This window comes from Achromobacter deleyi (assembly GCF_016127315.1).
GTDB lineage: Bacteria > Pseudomonadota > Gammaproteobacteria > Burkholderiales > Burkholderiaceae_B > Achromobacter > Achromobacter insuavis_A.
In genome coordinates, this window is sequence record NZ_CP065997.1 from 6,731,235 (window position 1) to 6,747,576 (window position 16,342).

Annotated in this window: 16 protein-coding genes and 2 tRNA genes; 11 read left to right on the forward strand and 7 right to left on the reverse strand. The window is 67.5% G+C overall.

Going from position 1 to position 16,342, the window contains the following annotated elements:
• Positions 1 to 248 precede the first annotated feature (248 nt).
• The 4 genes from I6I07_RS30450 to I6I07_RS30465 form a co-directional block, all read right to left on the reverse strand.
• Positions 249 to 1,148: a LysR family transcriptional regulator gene (locus I6I07_RS30450; protein WP_085943751.1), complete on the reverse strand. Its 900-nt coding sequence runs from the start codon at positions 1,146 to 1,148 to the stop codon at positions 249 to 251.
• A gap of 144 nt (positions 1,149 to 1,292) precedes the next feature.
• Complete coding sequence (locus I6I07_RS30455; protein WP_198487730.1) at positions 1,293 to 2,300, reverse strand: CobW family GTP-binding protein; 1,008 nt, start codon at positions 2,298 to 2,300, stop codon at positions 1,293 to 1,295.
• 28 nt (positions 2,301 to 2,328) lie between these two features.
• On the reverse strand, positions 2,329 to 3,600 hold the full coding sequence (gene zigA / locus I6I07_RS30460) for a zinc metallochaperone GTPase ZigA (RefSeq protein ID WP_232625830.1): 1,272 nt from the start codon (positions 3,598 to 3,600) through the stop codon (positions 2,329 to 2,331).
• A gap of 209 nt (positions 3,601 to 3,809) precedes the next feature.
• A tRNA-Asn gene (locus I6I07_RS30465) sits at positions 3,810 to 3,885 on the reverse strand.
• 212 nt (positions 3,886 to 4,097) lie between these two features.
• On the opposite strand from I6I07_RS30465, the gene I6I07_RS30470 reads away from it, so the two are divergent.
• From I6I07_RS30470 to I6I07_RS30485, 4 genes are all read left to right on the forward strand, one after another.
• Positions 4,098 to 4,173: transfer RNA gene (locus I6I07_RS30470), tRNA-Thr, on the forward strand.
• A 133-nt stretch (positions 4,174 to 4,306) separates the two neighbouring features.
• Positions 4,307 to 4,966 (forward strand): response regulator, encoded by a 660-nt coding sequence (locus tag I6I07_RS30475; protein ID WP_198484872.1) that lies wholly within the window; start codon positions 4,307 to 4,309, stop codon positions 4,964 to 4,966.
• Positions 4,963 to 6,306 (forward strand): ATP-binding protein, encoded by a 1,344-nt coding sequence (locus tag I6I07_RS30480; RefSeq protein WP_198484873.1) that lies wholly within the window; start codon positions 4,963 to 4,965, stop codon positions 6,304 to 6,306. Before I6I07_RS30475 ends, I6I07_RS30480 begins: the two co-directional genes overlap by 4 nt.
• A gap of 63 nt (positions 6,307 to 6,369) precedes the next feature.
• Entirely contained in the window at positions 6,370 to 7,866 is a 1,497-nt protein-coding gene (locus I6I07_RS30485; RefSeq protein WP_198484874.1) for a DegQ family serine endoprotease, read from the forward strand.
• 58 nt (positions 7,867 to 7,924) lie between these two features.
• Here I6I07_RS30485 and maiA read toward each other — a convergent pair whose 3' ends face one another.
• From maiA to I6I07_RS30500, 3 genes are read right to left on the reverse strand one after another with little or no spacing between them, the layout of a single operon-like run.
• Complete coding sequence (gene maiA / locus I6I07_RS30490) at positions 7,925 to 8,569, reverse strand: maleylacetoacetate isomerase (protein ID WP_006393671.1); 645 nt, start codon at positions 8,567 to 8,569, stop codon at positions 7,925 to 7,927.
• A 50-nt stretch (positions 8,570 to 8,619) separates the two neighbouring features.
• Positions 8,620 to 9,597, reverse strand: coding sequence for a 4-hydroxy-3-methylbut-2-enyl diphosphate reductase (gene ispH, locus I6I07_RS30495; protein WP_006393670.1), 978 nt, complete (start codon positions 9,595 to 9,597; stop codon positions 8,620 to 8,622).
• Positions 9,597 to 10,073: an FKBP-type peptidyl-prolyl cis-trans isomerase gene (locus I6I07_RS30500; protein ID WP_175142229.1), complete on the reverse strand. Its 477-nt coding sequence runs from the start codon at positions 10,071 to 10,073 to the stop codon at positions 9,597 to 9,599. The genes ispH and I6I07_RS30500 overlap by 1 nt, the downstream gene beginning before the upstream one ends.
• 51 nt (positions 10,074 to 10,124) lie before the next feature.
• On the opposite strand from I6I07_RS30500, the gene radC reads away from it, so the two are divergent.
• From radC to I6I07_RS30530, 7 genes are all read left to right on the forward strand, one after another.
• Positions 10,125 to 10,802, forward strand: a complete 678-nt coding sequence (radC, locus tag I6I07_RS30505; protein WP_198484875.1) for a RadC family protein — start codon at positions 10,125 to 10,127, stop codon at positions 10,800 to 10,802.
• Positions 10,803 to 10,894: 92 nt separating this feature from the next.
• Positions 10,895 to 11,524: an arylformamidase gene (gene kynB / locus I6I07_RS30510; RefSeq protein ID WP_006393667.1), complete on the forward strand. Its 630-nt coding sequence runs from the start codon at positions 10,895 to 10,897 to the stop codon at positions 11,522 to 11,524.
• Between the two features lie 91 nt (positions 11,525 to 11,615).
• A complete protein-coding gene (locus I6I07_RS31855) occupies positions 11,616 to 11,738 on the forward strand; it encodes a hypothetical protein (RefSeq protein WP_255353143.1) in 123 nt (40 codons plus the stop codon).
• Positions 11,735 to 12,583 (forward strand): tryptophan 2,3-dioxygenase, encoded by an 849-nt coding sequence (gene kynA / locus I6I07_RS30515; protein WP_198484876.1) that lies wholly within the window; start codon positions 11,735 to 11,737, stop codon positions 12,581 to 12,583. The genes I6I07_RS31855 and kynA overlap by 4 nt, the downstream gene beginning before the upstream one ends.
• 203 nt (positions 12,584 to 12,786) lie before the next feature.
• Complete coding sequence (locus tag I6I07_RS30520; protein ID WP_198484877.1) at positions 12,787 to 13,053, forward strand: type B 50S ribosomal protein L31; 267 nt, start codon at positions 12,787 to 12,789, stop codon at positions 13,051 to 13,053.
• Positions 13,054 to 13,177: 124 nt separating this feature from the next.
• On the forward strand, positions 13,178 to 14,908 hold the full coding sequence (locus I6I07_RS30525) for an ArnT family glycosyltransferase (protein ID WP_198484878.1): 1,731 nt from the start codon (positions 13,178 to 13,180) through the stop codon (positions 14,906 to 14,908).
• Positions 14,905 to 16,305 carry an MATE family efflux transporter gene (locus I6I07_RS30530; protein ID WP_198484879.1) on the forward strand — a complete coding sequence of 467 codons (1,401 nt, stop codon included), beginning with the start codon at positions 14,905 to 14,907 and terminating at the stop codon, positions 16,303 to 16,305. Before I6I07_RS30525 ends, I6I07_RS30530 begins: the two co-directional genes overlap by 4 nt.
• Positions 16,306 to 16,342: the final 37 nt, after the last annotated feature.

The window sequence follows — 16,342 nt, forward strand, 5'->3', positions numbered from 1 at the left end:
GCGGCCGTCATCCGGAAAATCCGGTGCGCCTCTCCCCTGGTGCTCCTGGCGCCCGGCCCTGCGGGACCTGGCCTGACAAGCCGGGAACCCAATACGCCGGAACCACGATTCTTAGATATTTTCCAAGACTGCATGCTGGCGGACGATGGCAAAGGCCCTGAAGCACAGCGCCCGGCCCGTCGAGGCAGCACCCAAATTATACCGTTATATACCCCGCCCTCAACCCGGCGCCTCGAAGCGAGGACGGCTTAGGACTGATCCCAAGGGGCAGGCCCGAGCCGTTCCACCAGGAAATCCAGCATCGAGCGCAGGATCAGGGGCATCTGCCGGCGCGACGCGTACACGCCGTAGATGCCGAGTTCCTGCGGTTTGGCCTGCGGCAGAATGACCTTCAGACGCCCCTGCGCCACATACTCGGCGGCGTAGTAAGTTGGCAACATCGCGACGCCGGCGCCTTCCAGCGCCGCCTGCAGCAGCACCGACACCTCGTTGGCGCTGATGTTGCCGCTGACCGGCACGTCGACCGGCACGCCCTCGCGCTCGAAGCGCCACAGGCTCTTGCCGAAATAGGAGTGGGTCAGGCAGTTGCGCAGCGACAGGTCCTCGACCCGCGCCGGCTCGCCCTCGCGCTGCAGGTAATCAGGCGAGGCGCAGACGATGGAACGGCAGACGGCCAGCTTGCGCGCGATCAGGTTCGGATCGAGGTCATTGGTGATGCGCACAGCCAGGTCGACCCGCTCCTCGACCAGGTTGACCGTCCGGTCGACCAGCATCAGGTCCACCGAGGTGCCCGGATGCAGCTTGACGTAGTCGGTGATGACCCGCGCCAGGTGCCGGGAGCCGAACGACATGCTGGTGGTCATGCGCAACAGGCCGCGCGGCGTATCCTCGGGCGTGGAGACCGCGCTGCGCAGGTCGCCCACCATGTCGAGCATCTGCCGGCAGCGCGGCAGCGTCTCGGCGCCGGCTGGCGTCAGGCTGAGGCGGCGGGTGGTGCGATGCAGCAGGCGCACGCCGACCCACTGCTCCATTTCGGCCAGGTAGCGCGACACCATCGCGCGCGACATATCCAGATGAACCGCCGCCGCCGACAAACTGCCTCTGTCGGCGACCTCGACGAATACCTGCATCGCTTTCAATCGGTCCATGATTGTCTCGATTCTTGCACCAGACTTTCTGGTTATACCGTATTTCCATGCATTTTCAGCACATGAAATGACGGCCATCCAGCCATTTCAAGACAATCGGCAGGCGTGCCGGCCGCACCAGCGAGCAGCGCTATGGCCGACCCATCAGGCGGGGAACTGGCCCAACGCCGCGCACACCTCGGCCCGCACCGCATCCACGTCCGCCCCTCTGACGATATAGACCAGCCGCGACAGGCGGTCATCGCCCGGCCACTGGGGCAACGCCCGGATCGGATAGAGCTCGCCATGGACGCCATGAACTTCGCAGGGCAAGGCTTCACCTTCGAAGCACACCAGCCCCTTCATCCGCAACAGTGCCGGGCCGAACCGCTCCTGCACGCGCGACACACCCGCCAGGAAGGCGGCGCGCCCGATCGGCGCGACCAGCGTCAGCGAAAAGCTCGCCACCTGCGCGTGGCGCGCGGCCATCGGCTTGGCGAACGCCCGCAGCCAGCCCGCCAGGTCGGTGCCGTCACGCCGCGCCTGCGTGTCGGGGCCCTCCTGCAACGTGCCGACCAACGGCGCGTCGGTGCGCTGCACGCAGCGCCGCGCGCCCGGATTGACCGCGGCCACGGCCTGCTCCACCGCGCGCAATTGCGCGGCGTCAGCCAGGTCGGATTTGCCGAGGACGACCGTATCGGCCAGGGCCATTTGCCGCAGCGCTTCCGGCTGCGTCTCCATCTGCTGCGGGCCATGGCGCACGTCGACCACCACGATGGCGCCCTGGTAGGCATAGCGCTCGGCCAGGAAGCGGTCGTGCTTGAGCGTGAAGAGCACCGGCGCCGGGTCCGCCAGGCCACTGGTCTCGATCAGCACCCGGCGAAATGGCTTGATGCGGCGATTGAGCGCCAGCATGAACAGCTCGCGCAGGGTGTCAGCCACCGCGCCGCTGACCACGCAGCACAGGCAGCCGCCCTCGATCAACACGATGTTGTCCTGCGCCAGGCGGACCAGATGATGGTCCACGCCGATGTCGCCGTATTCATTGACGATGACCACCGCGTCGGCATAGGCCGGCTCACGCAGCAGGCGATTGAGCAGCGTCGTCTTGCCGCTGCCCAGGAACCCCGAAATCACCGTCACGCCGATGCGCTTGTCGCCTTCCGCTGCCATCACCCCACGGGCTCTCGCCCCGCCCTCGCTATTGCGCCGCGCCCCAGATGGGGAACGGATCCCGAATCGTAGCCAATTCGATCGCCGGGCGGGTCATTTCTTCCTGCGTCATCAGGCACGCCTGAAGCCGCGCCGTCAGCGCCGCCTGATCCATGCCGATGCCGATCAGCACCAGTTCCTGGCAGCGGTCGCCATAGATGGGATCCCAGTCGGCCACGATGCGGGCGCGCGACTCGACATCCTCCGGCCAGCGCTCGCGCGGCAGCGCGGCCCACCAGTATCCGGCCGCACCATGACGCGTGACGGGGCCGGCCTGTGACCAGGAGGCGGCGAACGCGGGCCGCGTCACCAGCCAGAAATAGCCCTTGGAGCGCACCACGCCAGGCCATTCCTCGTGAATGCAATCCCACAGGCGCTGCGGATGGAACGGCCGCCGCGCGCGAAACACGAAGCTGCCGATGCCGTACTCCTCGGTTTCCGGCGTGTGCTCGCCGCGCAGCACCTTGAGCCAGCCCGGCGCCTGCGCCGCTTCCTCGAAGTCGAAGCGTCCCGTATCCAGCACGCGCGCCAGCGGCACCCGGCCGAACTCGCCGCGCACGATGTCGGCGCGCGGATTGAGCTGGCGCAGGATCGACTCGAGCCGCTCCAGTTCGTCCGCCGCGATCAGGTCGGTCTTGTTCAGCACCATGACATCACAGAACTCCACCTGCTCGATCAGGAGGTCGACCACGGTGCGCTCGTCTTCCTCGCCCAGCGTCTCGCCACGCGCGGCCAGGCGATCGTGGCTGGCGTAGTCGCGCAGGAAATTGAAGGCGTCCACCACGGTGACCATGGTGTCCAGCCTTGCCACGTCGGACAGGCTGAGGCCGTCCTCGTCGCGGAAGGTGAAGGTCTCGGCCACCGGCAGCGGCTCCGAAATGCCGGTGGACTCGATCAGCAGGTAATCGAAGCGTCCCTCGGCGGCCAGGCGGCGGATCTCGATCAACAGGTCTTCGCGCAACGTACAGCAGATACAGCCGTTGCTCATTTCCACCAGTTTTTCGTCCGCCCGCGACAACGCCGCCCCGCCCTCGCGCACCAGCCGGGCGTCGATGTTGACGTCCGACATGTCATTGACGATGACCGCCACGCGCCGCCCTTCGCGGTTGTTCAGCACATGGTTGAGCAAGGTGGTCTTGCCCGCGCCGAGAAAGCCCGACAGCACCGTCACCGGCAGGCGCGCGTCCGACCGCGCCAATCCCGAATCAGGCCCCACGCTCAGCCCCTGCTCCAGCCCCGCACTCTCGCCATTCGTCCGCATGATGCCTCGCCAAAAAGAAATGTTATTACATAACAAATCTTACGCGCGCCTCGGTCCTGGAAGCAAGGCCGCAATGATGGGGGGGTGGGTGATAACAATGAGGGGAGGATGACGGGCCAGCCAGGCCAGGCCCGAACCTCGCCAAACGAACAAACCGCGCGACAAAAACCAAAAGGGCCACTCACTTGCGTGAGTGGCCCTGAATTCTTTGGCTCCCCGAGCTGGGCTCGAACCAGCGACCTGCGGATTAACAGTCCGTCGCTCTACCGACTGAGCTATCGGGGAACTGCTAAGAAACGAGATTATGAAGGAAAAATGCGAAGTGTGCAAATCGGACTTTTTTTCGCGCCACGCACTTCCCAGGTTTCCCATCGCCAAAAAACTCTGATATGATTTCGGTCTTTCCAGATCGGGCCCCATAAACAGGGCATGAAACGGGGAAGAAAAAGATGTTTTGCTTGAAGTTCTGGCTTGCCGGAAACGAAGCAAATGGTCTTGCCGGCATAGCTCAGTTGGTAGAGCAGCGCATTCGTAATGCGAAGGTCGTAGGTTCGACTCCTATTGCCGGCACCAGAATTCAAAAAAGCAGCCCTCGGGCTGCTTTTTTCATTTCCGCCCCCGGCGCGATCGCGCGCCCCGCCCCGCCGGGAACTCCGGCCGCGCGCCCGGCGTCCAACCCGCTGGACACCTTGGGGGGACGACAATCATGCGCATCCTTCTCGTTGAAGACGACACCATGATCGGCGAAAGCGTGCTGGACTGCCTGCGCGCGGAACACTACGCCGTCGACTGGGTCAGGGACGGCCACGCGGCCGAACTGGCCCTGCGCACCGACCCCTACGACCTCGTGCTGCTGGACCTCGGGCTGCCGCGCCGCGATGGCCTGTCGCTGCTGCGCGACCTGCGCGGCCGCAAGGACCGCACGCCGGTCCTGATCGCCACCGCGCGCGACGCCGTCAGCGACCGCATCGCGGGCCTGGACGCCGGCGCCGACGACTACATCGTCAAGCCCTACGACGTCGATGAACTGCTGGCGCGCATGCGCGCCCTGATCCGCCGCAGCGCGGGCCGCGCCGAACCGGTGTTCGAGCACGACGGCATCGTCATCGACCCGCAGTCGCACGCCGCCACCGTCGACGGCACGCCCGTGCCGCTGACCGCGCGCGAATGGGCGGTGCTGGAACCGCTGATCGCCCGCCCCGGCATGATCTTCTCGCGCGCCCAGCTCGAGGAAAAGCTGTACAGCTGGAAAGACAGCGTCAGCAGCAACGCGGTCGAGGTTTATATTCATGGCCTGCGCAAGAAACTGGGTCAGGACCTGATCCAGAACGTCAGAGGCGTCGGCTATGTCATTCCCAAAACATGAGCATCCCGCTTAGCTATTCGCTGCGGGCCCGGTTGCTGTTCTTCCTGCTGGCCGCGATCGCGGTCGGCGCCCTGGTGCAGGGCGCTATCGCCTATCGCAGCACGCTGCAGCAGGCCGACGACATCTTCGATTCGCTGCTGCAGCGCACCGCGCTGTCGCTCGGCACCGGCGACGGATTGCTGCGGATGGGCCCCTCCCATGCCAAGGGCTCGGCCACGCCGATGGCCGACGACCTCATCATCCAGATCTGGACGCCGGATGGCGTGCGCGTGTTCAACTCGCGTTCGCGCCGGCCCCTGCCCGACCAGATCATCCTGGGTTTCGCCGACGCCGAAGTCGAAGGCAGCACCTATCGCGTCTACTCGCTGGCCACGCCATTCCAGGTGATCCAGGTCGCGCAGGACATGCAGGTGCGCAAGCGCATGGCAGGCGCGCTGGCCTGGCGCACGGTCGCGCCGATCGCGGCGGCGGCGCCGCTGCTGATGCTGATCGTCTGGTGCGTGGTGAGCTGGTCGCTGCGGCCCGTCAAGCGCGCCCGGGCGCAGGTGGCCGACCGCCGGCCCGAGGACCTGTCGCCCATCAACGTGCCCGACCTGCCCGATGAGATCCGGCCGCTGATGCAGGAACTGAACCTGCTGCTGGAACGGATGCGCGGCGCCTTCGCGCAGCAGAAGCAATTCGTCGGCGATGCCGCGCACGAGCTGCGCTCGCCGCTGGCGGCGCTGAACCTGCAACTGCAATCGCTGCGCCGCGCCAGCGACGACGACAGCCGCCGCGTGGCCGAACAACGGCTGGCGGCGGGCATCGAGCGCGCCACGCGGCTGGTGGAGCAATTGCTGTCGATGGCGCGGCACGAGAACAACGCCGAGCAGCCGCCCGCTGAAGCCGTGGACCTGGCCGACGTGGTGCGCCTGGCGCTGTCCGAGACGCTGCCCGCGGCCAACGCCAAGGACATCGGCGTCGAACTGCGGGGCGCGCCGCAAGCCACGGTGCGCGGACGCCGCGACGACCTGGTGCTGCTGGCGCGCAATCTGCTCGACAACGCCATCAAATACGCCCCCGCCGGCGGCCACATCGAGATCCGGCTGGAAACGCCCCCGGAAGGCGCCCGGCTGCTGATCGACGACGACGGCCCCGGCATCCCGCCGGCCGAGCGCGCCCGCGTGTTCGACCGCTTCTACCGGCTGGAAGGCAACGCCCAGCCCGGCAGCGGCCTGGGGCTGGCGATCGCCCGCGCCATCGCCCAGCGCCATGGCGCGGCCATCACGCTCGAGGACGTTCCCGGCGGCACGGGCCTGCGGGCCCTGGTGGCGTTTCCGCCCGCGCAGGCGCCGACTTAAGATTCACCTAAGTGTCAGGCCCGAAGATAGCGCCATGTCCCCACACATGACGCAGGAGCCGACATGAAGACCTCGCAAATGAACCCCTCGCGCCTGGTGCTGGCGCTGCTGGCCGCCGGCGCGATTGGCGGCGCGGGCGCCACCGCCGCGTTCGGCGGCATTTCGATGGCGGCCAGCGCGCCGTCCGCCGTGGCAAGCGCCGCCGCAATTCCGACTGCCCCTACGCCGGGTGCCCCTATGCCGGGCGCCCCTACGCCGGGCGCCCCTACGCCGGGTGCCCCCAATTTCGTGCAGATCACGCATGACTACGGCCCCGCCGTGGTCAACATCAGCATCAGCGGCACGCGCAAGGTGTCCGATGACGACGACGATCCCTTCGCCCAGTTCTTTGGCCAGATCCCCGGCGCGCGCGGCGGCATGCCATCGCGCGAGGTGCCGATCCGCGGCGAGGGCTCGGGCTTCATCGTCAGCAGCGACGGCGTCATCCTGACCAACGCCCACGTCGTGCAAGGCGCCAAGGAAGTGACCGTCAAGCTGACCGACCGCCGCGAATTCCGCGCCAAGGTGCTGGGCGCCGATCCGCAGACCGACGTGGCCGTCATCAAGATCGACGCCAAGAACCTGCCGGTGGTGAAGGTCGGCGACGTCAACCAGCTGCAGGTGGGCGAATGGGTGCTGGCCATCGGCTCGCCCTACGGCCTGGAGAACACCGCCACCGCCGGCATCGTCAGCGCCAAGGGCCGCTCGCTGCCGGACGACACGTCGGTGCCGTTCATCCAGACCGACGTTGCGGTGAACCCCGGCAACTCCGGCGGCCCGCTGTTCAACGACCGCGGCGAAGTCGTCGGCATCAATTCGCAGATCTACAGCCGCACCGGCGGCTTCCAGGGCCTGTCGTTCTCGATCCCCATCGACGTGGCGTACAAGATCAAGGACCAGATCCTCGAACACGGCAAGGTGCAGCATGCGCGACTGGGCGTGACGGTGCAGGAGGTCAACCAGGACCTGGCCAACTCGTTCAAGCTCGATACGCCGTCCGGCGCGCTGGTCTCCAGCGTCGAGAAAGGCAGCGCGGCCGAGAAGGCCGGCCTGCAGCCCGGCGACGTGGTACGCAAGATCAACGGCCGCACCATCGTGTCGTCCGGCGACCTGGCGTCGCTGATCACGCTGGCCACGCCGGGCGAGAAGATCACGCTGGACCTGTGGCGCAACGGCGCCCCCAAGGAAGTCGTGGCGACGCTGGGCGGCGTGCCGAAGGACCGCACGCAGACCGCCGGCGACAGCCGCGACGTGCAGAAGGGTCAGCTCGGCCTGGCCTTGCGCCCGCTCTCGCCGCAGGAGCAGGAAGCGGCGGGCACGCAGGGCCTGTTGATCGAGCAATCGGCGGGTCCGGCCGCCAAGGCCGGCATCCAGCCGGGTGACGTGCTGCTGTCGCTCAATGGCGTGCCGGTGCACAACGTCGGCCAGGTCAAGGAAGCGCTGTCCAAGGCCGGCAAGACGGTGGCGCTGCTGGTGCAGCGCGGCGAAGACAAGATCTTCGTGCCGGTGCAGTTGGGCTGAGCCCGATCGACGGGCAGGCGACGGGCAGGCCGGGAAGAGATCCCGGCCGGCCCGCGCCTCATTCGGCGTCGGGCTGCTTGCCCGGCGCGGCGGCGTCGAAGGCCGGCAAGGCGCGGCAGGCGGCGTCGATGCGCACGACCGTCGGCATTGCGCTCAGGTCGCATTCGAAGCGGCGGGCATTGGCCACCTGCGGCACCAGGCACAGGTCGGCGATGGTCGGCGTGTCGCCATGGCAGAACGCGCCGGTGGCGGCCGAGCCGGCCAGTTGCGCTTCCAGGGCTTCCAGCCCCTGGCGCACCCAATGCTGGTACCAGGCCGTCTTGGCGGCCTCGTCCACGCCCAGCGTGTGCTTCAGGTACTTCAACACCCGCAGGTTATTCAAAGGATGGGTATCGCAGGCGATGCCCAGCGCCAGGTCGCGCACGCGCGCGCGGCCAATCGGGTCTGCCGGCAGCAGCGGCGCCTGCGGATGCGTTTCCTCGAGATACTCGATGATCGCGAGCGACTGGCCGATGACCGCGTCGCCATCGACCAGCGTGGGCACCAGCGCGGTCGGATTGACCTTGCGGTAGTCGGCCGACAACTGCTGGCCGCCGTCCTTGAGCAGGTGCACCGCCAGGTATTCGTACGGCAGGCCCTTCAGGTTCAGCGCGATGCGCACGCGATACGCGGCCGAGCTGCGGAAATAGCTGTACAACTGCATGAGGTCTCCTCGATTCTTGTTCTGGACGACGCCCGCGGGGGGCGTCGCGCCTATTCCAGCGATTCGGTCTGCGCGGCCTTGCGCGACAGCCCCTTGGGCAACGGGAACGCCACGTTCTCTTCCAGGCCCGGCATGGTGCGCACCGACACGGCGCCCAGTTCCTTGACCCGCGCGATCACCTGCTGCACCAGGATCTCGGGCGCGGACGCGCCGGCGGTCACGCCGATGCGCTTGCGACCCTCGAGCCAGGCCGGGTCGATGGAATGCGCGCCGTCGATCAGGTACGACGCCACACCCTTGCGGTCCGCCACTTCGCGCAGGCGGTTGGAGTTTGAGCTGTTGGGGCTGCCCACCACCAGCACCAGGTCGCATTCGGGCGCCAGCACCTTGACCGCGTCCTGGCGGTTCTGGGTGGCGTAGCAGATGTCGCTTTTCTTGGGCTCGACGATGCTGGGGAAACGCGCTTTCAGCGCCTTGGACACGGCCGCGGCGTCGTCCACCGACAGCGTCGTCTGCGTGACGTAAGCCAGGTTGTCGGGGTCGGTGACCTGCAGGCCCGCCACGTCCTCGACGGTCTCGACCAGGTACATGCCGCCCTGGGCCTGGCCCAGCGTGCCCTCGACTTCCGGATGGCCCTTGTGGCCGATCATGATGATCTCGCGGCCGGCCGCGCGCATGCGGGCCACCTCGATGTGCACCTTGGTCACCAGCGGGCAGGTGGCGTCGAACACCTGCTGCCCGCGCGCCTCGGCCTCGGCCCGCACCGCCTTGGACACGCCGTGGGCCGAGAACACCACGATGGCGCCGGCGGGCGCATCGTCCAGTTCGTCGATGAAGATGGCGCCCTTGGCGCGCAGGTCTTCGACCACGTAGCGGTTGTGGACGATCTCGTGGCGCACGTAGATCGGCGCGCCGTGCAGCTCGAGCGCGCGCTCGACGATGTCGATGGCGCGATCGACGCCGGCACAGAAGCCGCGCGGCTGCGCCAGCAGGACTTCGGCGCCGGCGGCGGTGACAGCCTGGCTCATCAGAGGACTCCCAGCAGCGCCACGTCGACCCGCAAGCTGATGCCCGCGAGCGGGTGGTTGAAATCGAACAACGCCGATTCCTCGTTGATTTCCTTCAGGACGCCCGAATAGCGGCCGCCGTTGGGCGCCGCGAACTCGACCAGATCGCCCGGCTCGAACGTGGCGTCGGCGCCGGCGTGCTCGGCGAGCATCTTGCGCGTGACGCGCTGGATCAGCTCGGGGTTGCGGTCGCCATAGGCGTCGGCCGGCTCCAGCGTGACGCTGAAGCGGTCGCCCTCGGCCTTGCCCAGCAAGGCGGTTTCCAGGCCCGGCGCCCATTGGCCGCTGCCCATCTGCAACGTGGCCGGACGGCCGTCGAAGGTATCGGTGAACACCGAATCCTTGCCGGGGCCCGAAGCCAGGGTGATGCGGTAATGCAGCGTCAGGTAGGAGTCCGGACGGACCAAAACATTCATTTCGTTAGAGGCGATGCTCAAGATCTGCCACCGTAGTCAGACAGTAAGTGAACCCTGATTTTAGAGCCTCTTATGAAATTGTCTGTCCGGGTGTCCAAACACGAGCGTCCCCGCGAGCGCCTGCTGCGCCTGGGCGCCTCGTCGTTACAAAATACCGAGCTGCTCGCCATCGCCCTGCGCACCGGGGTGCCCGGGCTGAATGTGCTGGACCTTTCCAGCCAGCTGCTGGACCGGTTCCGCGGCCTGCGCGGGCTGCTGGGAGCCTCCCCGGAAGAGCTGCTGGCCGTGCCTGGCCTGGGCACGGCCAAGGCCTGCGCCCTGGCGGCGATCCTGGAACTGGCCAAGCGCGCCATCGAGGAAGAACTGACGCTCGCCAGCACCCTCGACCATCCCTCCCGGGTGAAACAATATTGCAAGGTCACGCTGGCCCACCGCCGGGTCGAACACTGCATCGCGCTCTACCTGGACAGCCAGCTGCGGCTGATCGCCAGCGGCGAACTGGCCCGCGGCACGCTGTCGCAAGCCTCGGTCTATCCGCGCGAGGTGGTGCGCGAGGCCCTGCGCCATCATGCGGCGGCGCTCATCATCGCCCACAACCACCCGTCCGGCCTGGCCCAGCCCAGCGCGGCCGACCTGGCGTTCACCCGCCACCTGAAGCAGGCGCTGGCGCTGGTCGACATCGCCCTGGTCGACCACCTGATCGTCGCCGGCGACGACGTCTCCTCGATGGCGGAACATGGCCGCCTCTGACGGGCTGCGCACGCGGCGGGAATTCGTTAGACTACGGCCCGATATTGTTTTAGGCTTAACCTAATTTCCGCTTTCGCGACCCCGCGCCTTCCATGAAACGCCTGTGGGATATCTCCCCTCCCGTCTCCACGGCCTCGCCCGTGTTTCCTGGCGATACGCCGTATCGCCAGCAATGGAAGTGGTCGCTCGCGCCCGGCTGTCCCGTCAACGTCAGCGAAATCACCCTGTCGCCGCACGTGGGCGCGCACGCCGATGCGCCGTTGCACTACCAGAACGGCGCCGCGGCCATCGGCGCGGTCTCGCTCGAACCCTTCCTGGGCCCCTGTCGCGTCATCCACGCCATTGACTGCGGTCCGCTGATCACCCCGGAGCACCTGCTCCACGCCGCCAACAACCTGCCGCCGCGCATCCTGGTGCGTACCGCCAAGCATGCCGCGCAGGAATGGTGGACGGACGACTTCTCGGCCTACGCGCCCCAGACCATCGAATGGCTGGCCGAACGCGGCGTCATGCTGATCGGGTTGGACACCCCCAGCATCGACCCCGCGTCCAGCAAGACCCTGGACAGCCATCACACCATCCTGCGGCACGACATGCGAGTACTGGAGAACCTGGTGCTCGACGACGTGCCGGAGGGCGATTACGAACTGATCGCACTGCCGCTGGCTTTGATCCAGGCTGACGCCAGCCCGGTGCGCGCCGTCTTGCGCGAACTGGGCTGATACCGGCCACCGGGCAGGCTGCGCGCGAGACGCGGCGCGATGAACGCGCCGTCTCATCGCGCGCGTCCCGCCCCTTCGAAGAAGCACGACCATGAAGACTCCTTCCGATCCGCGCATGGCGCTCGCCTGCGCCCGCCTGCCGCATTCCGGCTGGCGCAGCCTGCCCGCCTCCGCCCGCCGCGCCGCCCCGCCCTGCCAGGGAGGCCGCGCATGAGCCAGAACCAACGCCCCGAAGACATCGTCCGCGAGGAAAAGGCGCAGCTGGATTTCACGCGCGACATGACCTACGGCGATTACCTGCACCTGGACGAGCTGCTGGGCGCGCAGCACCCGCTGTCGCCCGAGCACAACGAGATGCTGTTCATCATCCAGCACCAGACCAGCGAACTCTGGATGAAGCTGATGCTGCACGAATTGCGCGGCGCCATCGCCAACCTGGCGGCGGACCGCCTACAACCGGCCTTCAAGATGCTGGCCCGGGTCAGCAAGATCATGGAACAGCTGGTCCACGCCTGGGACGTGCTGGCGACCATGACGCCGCCCGAGTACTCCGCCCTGCGCCCCTACCTGGCGCGCTCCAGCGGCTTCCAGAGCTACCAGTACCGCCAGATCGAGTTCCTGCTGGGCAACAAGAACGCCGCCATGCTCAAGCCGCACGCGCATCGCGCGGACCTGCTGGCGCAGGTGCAGCAGGCCTACGAGACGCCCTCGCTGTACGACGAATCGCTGCGCCTGCTGGCGCGGCACGGCGTGGCGGTCCCCGCCGATCGCCTGGAACGCGACTGGACCCAGCCCTACCAAGCCTCGGAAGGGGTCGAACAGGCCTGGCTGACGGTCTACCGCGATACCGACCGCTACTGGGACCTGTACCAGCTGGGCGAAAAGCTGACCGACCTGGAAGACGCCTTCCGCCTGTGGCGTTTCCGCCACGTCACCACGGTCGAGCGCGTCATCGGCTTCAAGCGCGGCACCGGTGGCACCTCGGGCGTGGATTACCTGCGGCGCATGCTTGAAGTGGTGCTGTTCCCGGAAATCTGGAAACTGCGCACCGATCTGTGATCGGCGCGACCATCCGTCCCCGGATGAAAAATCCGGGCGCTCCCCAGCAGAGCGCCCCGGATTGCCTGCCCCTGCCGGCGATTCCCATGCTAGAATGCACAGTTACTTTTCGGATACGTGGCAAGAACGCCTGAAAAAAGCGATTCGTGCTGGCGACCCTAACTTTTGACGTGACTCCCTTGAGGGAGTCCTAGGAAAGCACCATGAAAGAAGGCATTCACCCCGAATACCGCGAAGTCGTCTTCGCCGACCTGCAAACGGGCAGCAAGTTCATCACCCGCTCGACCGTTCACACGCGCGAAACCGTCGAACTCGATGGCAAGACGTACCCGCTCTTCAAGTGCGACGTGACCTCCGAATCGCACCCGTTCTACACGGGCGCCCAGACGCGTATCGTCGAAACCGGCCGTGTGGAAAAGTTCCGCGCCCGTTTCGCCCGTACCGCCGGCACGGTCAAGTCCGCTTCCTGATCCTGTCGCTCCTACGGGAGTCACAGCAAAAAGGCAGCCTCCGGGCTGCTTTTTTTTCCCCTGACCCTGCTCCTACGCAAACCGGGGGCTGGCGCTTCCCGATCACTCGGTTACATTAACGCCCGTGTCCCCACTTTCCATTTCCACTCCGGCCCGGCTGACGTCCGTGGCCACCGCGAAACTGCCCAGGCTGATTCTGCTTGGGCTGGCGCTGGCGTACATCATCGCCGGCCTGTTCATGCGCGACCCGTGGAAAACGGACGATGCGGTCGGCCTGGCGACCATGATCACCGCCATCCGTGAAGGCGGGATCACCTGGCTGCTGCCGCAAGTGGGGCACCTGGCCCACGCCGAGGAAGGCCCGCTGATCACCTGGGTCGGCGCGATCAGCATCTGGCTGTTCGGCCCCTTCATCGGCGACATCACCGCCGGCCGCCTGCCCAACCTGTTGTGGTTCGGCGTGACGGCCATGAGCGTCTGGTACGGCACCTACCTGCTCGGCCGCCGCGCCGAAGCCCAGCCGCTGGCGCTGCCCTTCGGCGGCGAACCGGAGCCGCGCGACTACGGCCGCATGCTGGCCGACGCCGCGCTGCTACTGCTCCTGGCCACGGTCGGCATCCTGCAGCGCACCCATGAGACCACCGTGGTGCCCGCCATCATGGCCTGCCAGGCGCTGGCCTTCTATTCGCTGGCGCGCACCGTGGACCGCCCCGTCACCGGCTCGACCACGCTGGGCATTGCGCTGGCCGCCAGCTTCCTCACGCGCGGCTGGATCGGCGCCCTGCCGATCATGGTCGCCGCTTTGCTCGCGTTCTATCCGCGCGGCCCGCTCTGGAAATGCAAGCGCTGGCTGCCCTGGGCCGCGCTGGTCGCCGCCGTCCTGATCCTGGCCTGGTGGATTCCGGCGACCCAGAGCAGCGAATACTGGATCCGCAACTGGAAGACCTGGAACCTGGCGTCCTTCGCCGTGCCCAGCTGGCACGATGTGGGCCGCACCCTGCGTGACCTGCCCTGGTACCTGTGGCCGACCTGGCCGCTGGCGCTGCTGGCCATCTGGCGCTGGCGCGCCTGGATCTACGCCCCGCACATCTGGCTGCCGCTGATGCTGCTGGTCTGCTCGGCCCTGGTGCTGTTCGGGCTGGACGAGGCCAGCGACTCCGAATACGTGCTGCTGGCCGTGCCCTGCGCGGTGCTGGGCGCGTTCTCGCTGCCAACCCTGCGGCGCGGCGTGGTCAACACGCTGGACTGGTTCGCCGTGATGTGTTTTTCGCTGACCGCCGCCACCGCGTGGCTCGGCTGGATCGCCCTGCACTTCCAATGGCCCGCGCAGATTTCGCGCAACATCGGCCGCCAGACGACCGGCTATGAGCCCGTCATCTCGTGGGTGGCGTTCGCGCTGGCGGTGATCTTCACCATCGGCTGGATTGCGTTGGTGGTCTGGCGCCTGCGGGTCAAGCCGCAAGCCCTGTGGCGCGGCACCGTGCTGTCCGCCGGCGGCTTGACCGTCACCTGGATCCTGCTGGTGCTGTTGTGGCAGCCCGCGGTCGACTATGCCCGCAGCTATCGCACCGTGTCCGGCGAACTGGCCCAGGCCCTGGAGCAGAACATCCGGCCGGGCGAATGCGTGCGCGGCCTGAGCCTGGGCAGCGGCCAGCGCGCCTCGTTCCTGATCTTCAACAACCTGACGTTCACGTTCGACTCGAAGTGCACGCTGGTGCTGCAGCAGACCACCAACCAGAGCCTGCGCGACAACACCGCCGCCTACAGCGACAGCGCCGACGTGCTGTGGCAGGGCGGCCGCCGCGCCGATCGCCAGGAAGTCTTCCGCCTGCTGCGCGTCGGCCCCACGCGATGACTCCCGCCCCCGCGGCGCCGGCCAGTTTCGGCGCCACCCTGCGCGGCATCGCCAAGCAGGCCTGGCCGGTCCTGATCAGCCAATGGGCCGGCATCTCGTTCGGCGTCCTCGACACCGCCATGACCGGCCACGCCAGCGCCAATGACCTGGCGGCGATGGCCCTGTCGGCCTCCATCTACATCACCGTCTTCGTCGGCCTGATGGGCGTGGTCCACGCCCTCATCCCGATCCTGGCGCAGCATTTCGGCGCCGGCAACAACCGCGAGGTCGGCCGCAGCTGGGGTCAGGGCGTGTGGCTGGCGCTGGGACTGTCGGTGGTGGGCGGCATCCTGATGCTGTTCCCGGATTTCTGGCTGTCGATGTCGGGCAACGTCGATCCCGGCGTGCGCGAGCGCATCGCCTCGTACCTGCGGGCGCTGAGCCTGGCCCTGCCGGCCGCGCTGGTGTTCCGCACCATCTACGCGCTCGGCACCTCGGTCTCGCGGCCCAAGCTGGTGATGGCGATCAACCTCACCGCCATCGGCTTCAAGGCCTTCTTCAACTGGCTGTTCATCTACGGCAGCCTGGGCCTGCCCGCCATGGGCGCCACCGGCGCCGGCCTGGCCACGGCGGTGGTGTCGTGGATGAGCCTGGGGCTGGGCCTGTGGGTCATCACCCACGACCGCTATTACCGCCGCTTCCACCTGCACGTCGGCCGCCCTGACTGGAAGACGCTCAAGGAGCTGCTGCGCCTGGGCATCCCCATGGGCGGCTCCTATCTGGTGGAAGTCTCGGCCTTCACCTTCATGGCGCTGCTGGTGGCGCGCGAAGGCACCTTCGTGACCGGCGGCCACCAGATCATGTCGAACCTGGCCGCGCTGTGCTACATGATGCCGATGGCGTTGGGCGTGGCCACCGCCGCCCTGACGGCGCAGGCAATCGGCGCCGGCAACCTGGCGCATGCCCACCGCACCGGCATGGCCGGGCTGGTGCTGGGACTGATGGGTGCCCTGCTGACCGCGGTGGCGCTGCTGGCCGGCCGTCCGCTGATCCTGGCGGCCTATACCGACAATCCCCAGGTGGCCGCCGTGGCCACCACGCTGCTGGCGGTGCTGCCGCTGTTCCACCTGTTCGACTCCATGCAGTGCATCAACTCGTATCTGCTGCGCGCCTACAAGGTGGCGGTGGTGCCGCTGCTGCTGCAGACCGTGGCGCTGGCCGGCGTCGGCCTGGTCGGCGGCTGGTGGTTCGGTTTCGGGCCGGGCCGCGGCGGCCTGGACGGGCTGCGCGAGATCCTGGTGCCCGGCTCGCCCCAGGGCGCGGGCAGCATGTGGCTGATGGCCATGGTCGGCCTGGCGCTGTCGGCCACCCTGCTGCACTTCTGGTACCGACACATCGTGCGCGCCGTGGCGCGCTAGGCAGGTGCCGGTCCAATAAAAAAGCAGCCCATGGCTG

Bases quoted from the DNA above. Each gene is read 5' to 3' on its own strand.
- I6I07_RS30475 (WP_198484872.1), top strand. From the start codon at position 4,307: ATGCGCATCCTTCTCGTTGAAGACGACACCATGATCGGCGAAAGCGTG.
- I6I07_RS31855 (WP_255353143.1), top strand. From the start codon at position 11,616: ATGAAGACTCCTTCCGATCCGCGCATGGCGCTCGCCTGCGCCCGCCTG.
- kynB (WP_006393667.1), top strand. From the start codon at position 10,895: ATGAAACGCCTGTGGGATATCTCCCCTCCCGTCTCCACGGCCTCGCCC.
- I6I07_RS30530 (WP_198484879.1), top strand. From the start codon at position 14,905: ATGACTCCCGCCCCCGCGGCGCCGGCCAGTTTCGGCGCCACCCTGCGC.
- I6I07_RS30520 (WP_198484877.1), top strand. From the start codon at position 12,787: ATGAAAGAAGGCATTCACCCCGAATACCGCGAAGTCGTCTTCGCCGAC.
- radC (WP_198484875.1), top strand. From the start codon at position 10,125: ATGAAATTGTCTGTCCGGGTGTCCAAACACGAGCGTCCCCGCGAGCGC.
- maiA (WP_006393671.1), bottom strand. From the start codon at position 8,569: ATGCAGTTGTACAGCTATTTCCGCAGCTCGGCCGCGTATCGCGTGCGC.
- ispH (WP_006393670.1), bottom strand. From the start codon at position 9,597: ATGAGCCAGGCTGTCACCGCCGCCGGCGCCGAAGTCCTGCTGGCGCAG.
- I6I07_RS30485 (WP_198484874.1), top strand. From the start codon at position 6,370: ATGAAGACCTCGCAAATGAACCCCTCGCGCCTGGTGCTGGCGCTGCTG.
- I6I07_RS30480 (WP_198484873.1), top strand. From the start codon at position 4,963: ATGAGCATCCCGCTTAGCTATTCGCTGCGGGCCCGGTTGCTGTTCTTC.
- zigA (WP_232625830.1), bottom strand. From the start codon at position 3,600: ATGCGGACGAATGGCGAGAGTGCGGGGCTGGAGCAGGGGCTGAGCGTG.
- kynA (WP_198484876.1), top strand. From the start codon at position 11,735: ATGAGCCAGAACCAACGCCCCGAAGACATCGTCCGCGAGGAAAAGGCG.
- I6I07_RS30455 (WP_198487730.1), bottom strand. From the start codon at position 2,300: ATGGCAGCGGAAGGCGACAAGCGCATCGGCGTGACGGTGATTTCGGGG.
- I6I07_RS30450 (WP_085943751.1), bottom strand. From the start codon at position 1,148: ATGGACCGATTGAAAGCGATGCAGGTATTCGTCGAGGTCGCCGACAGA.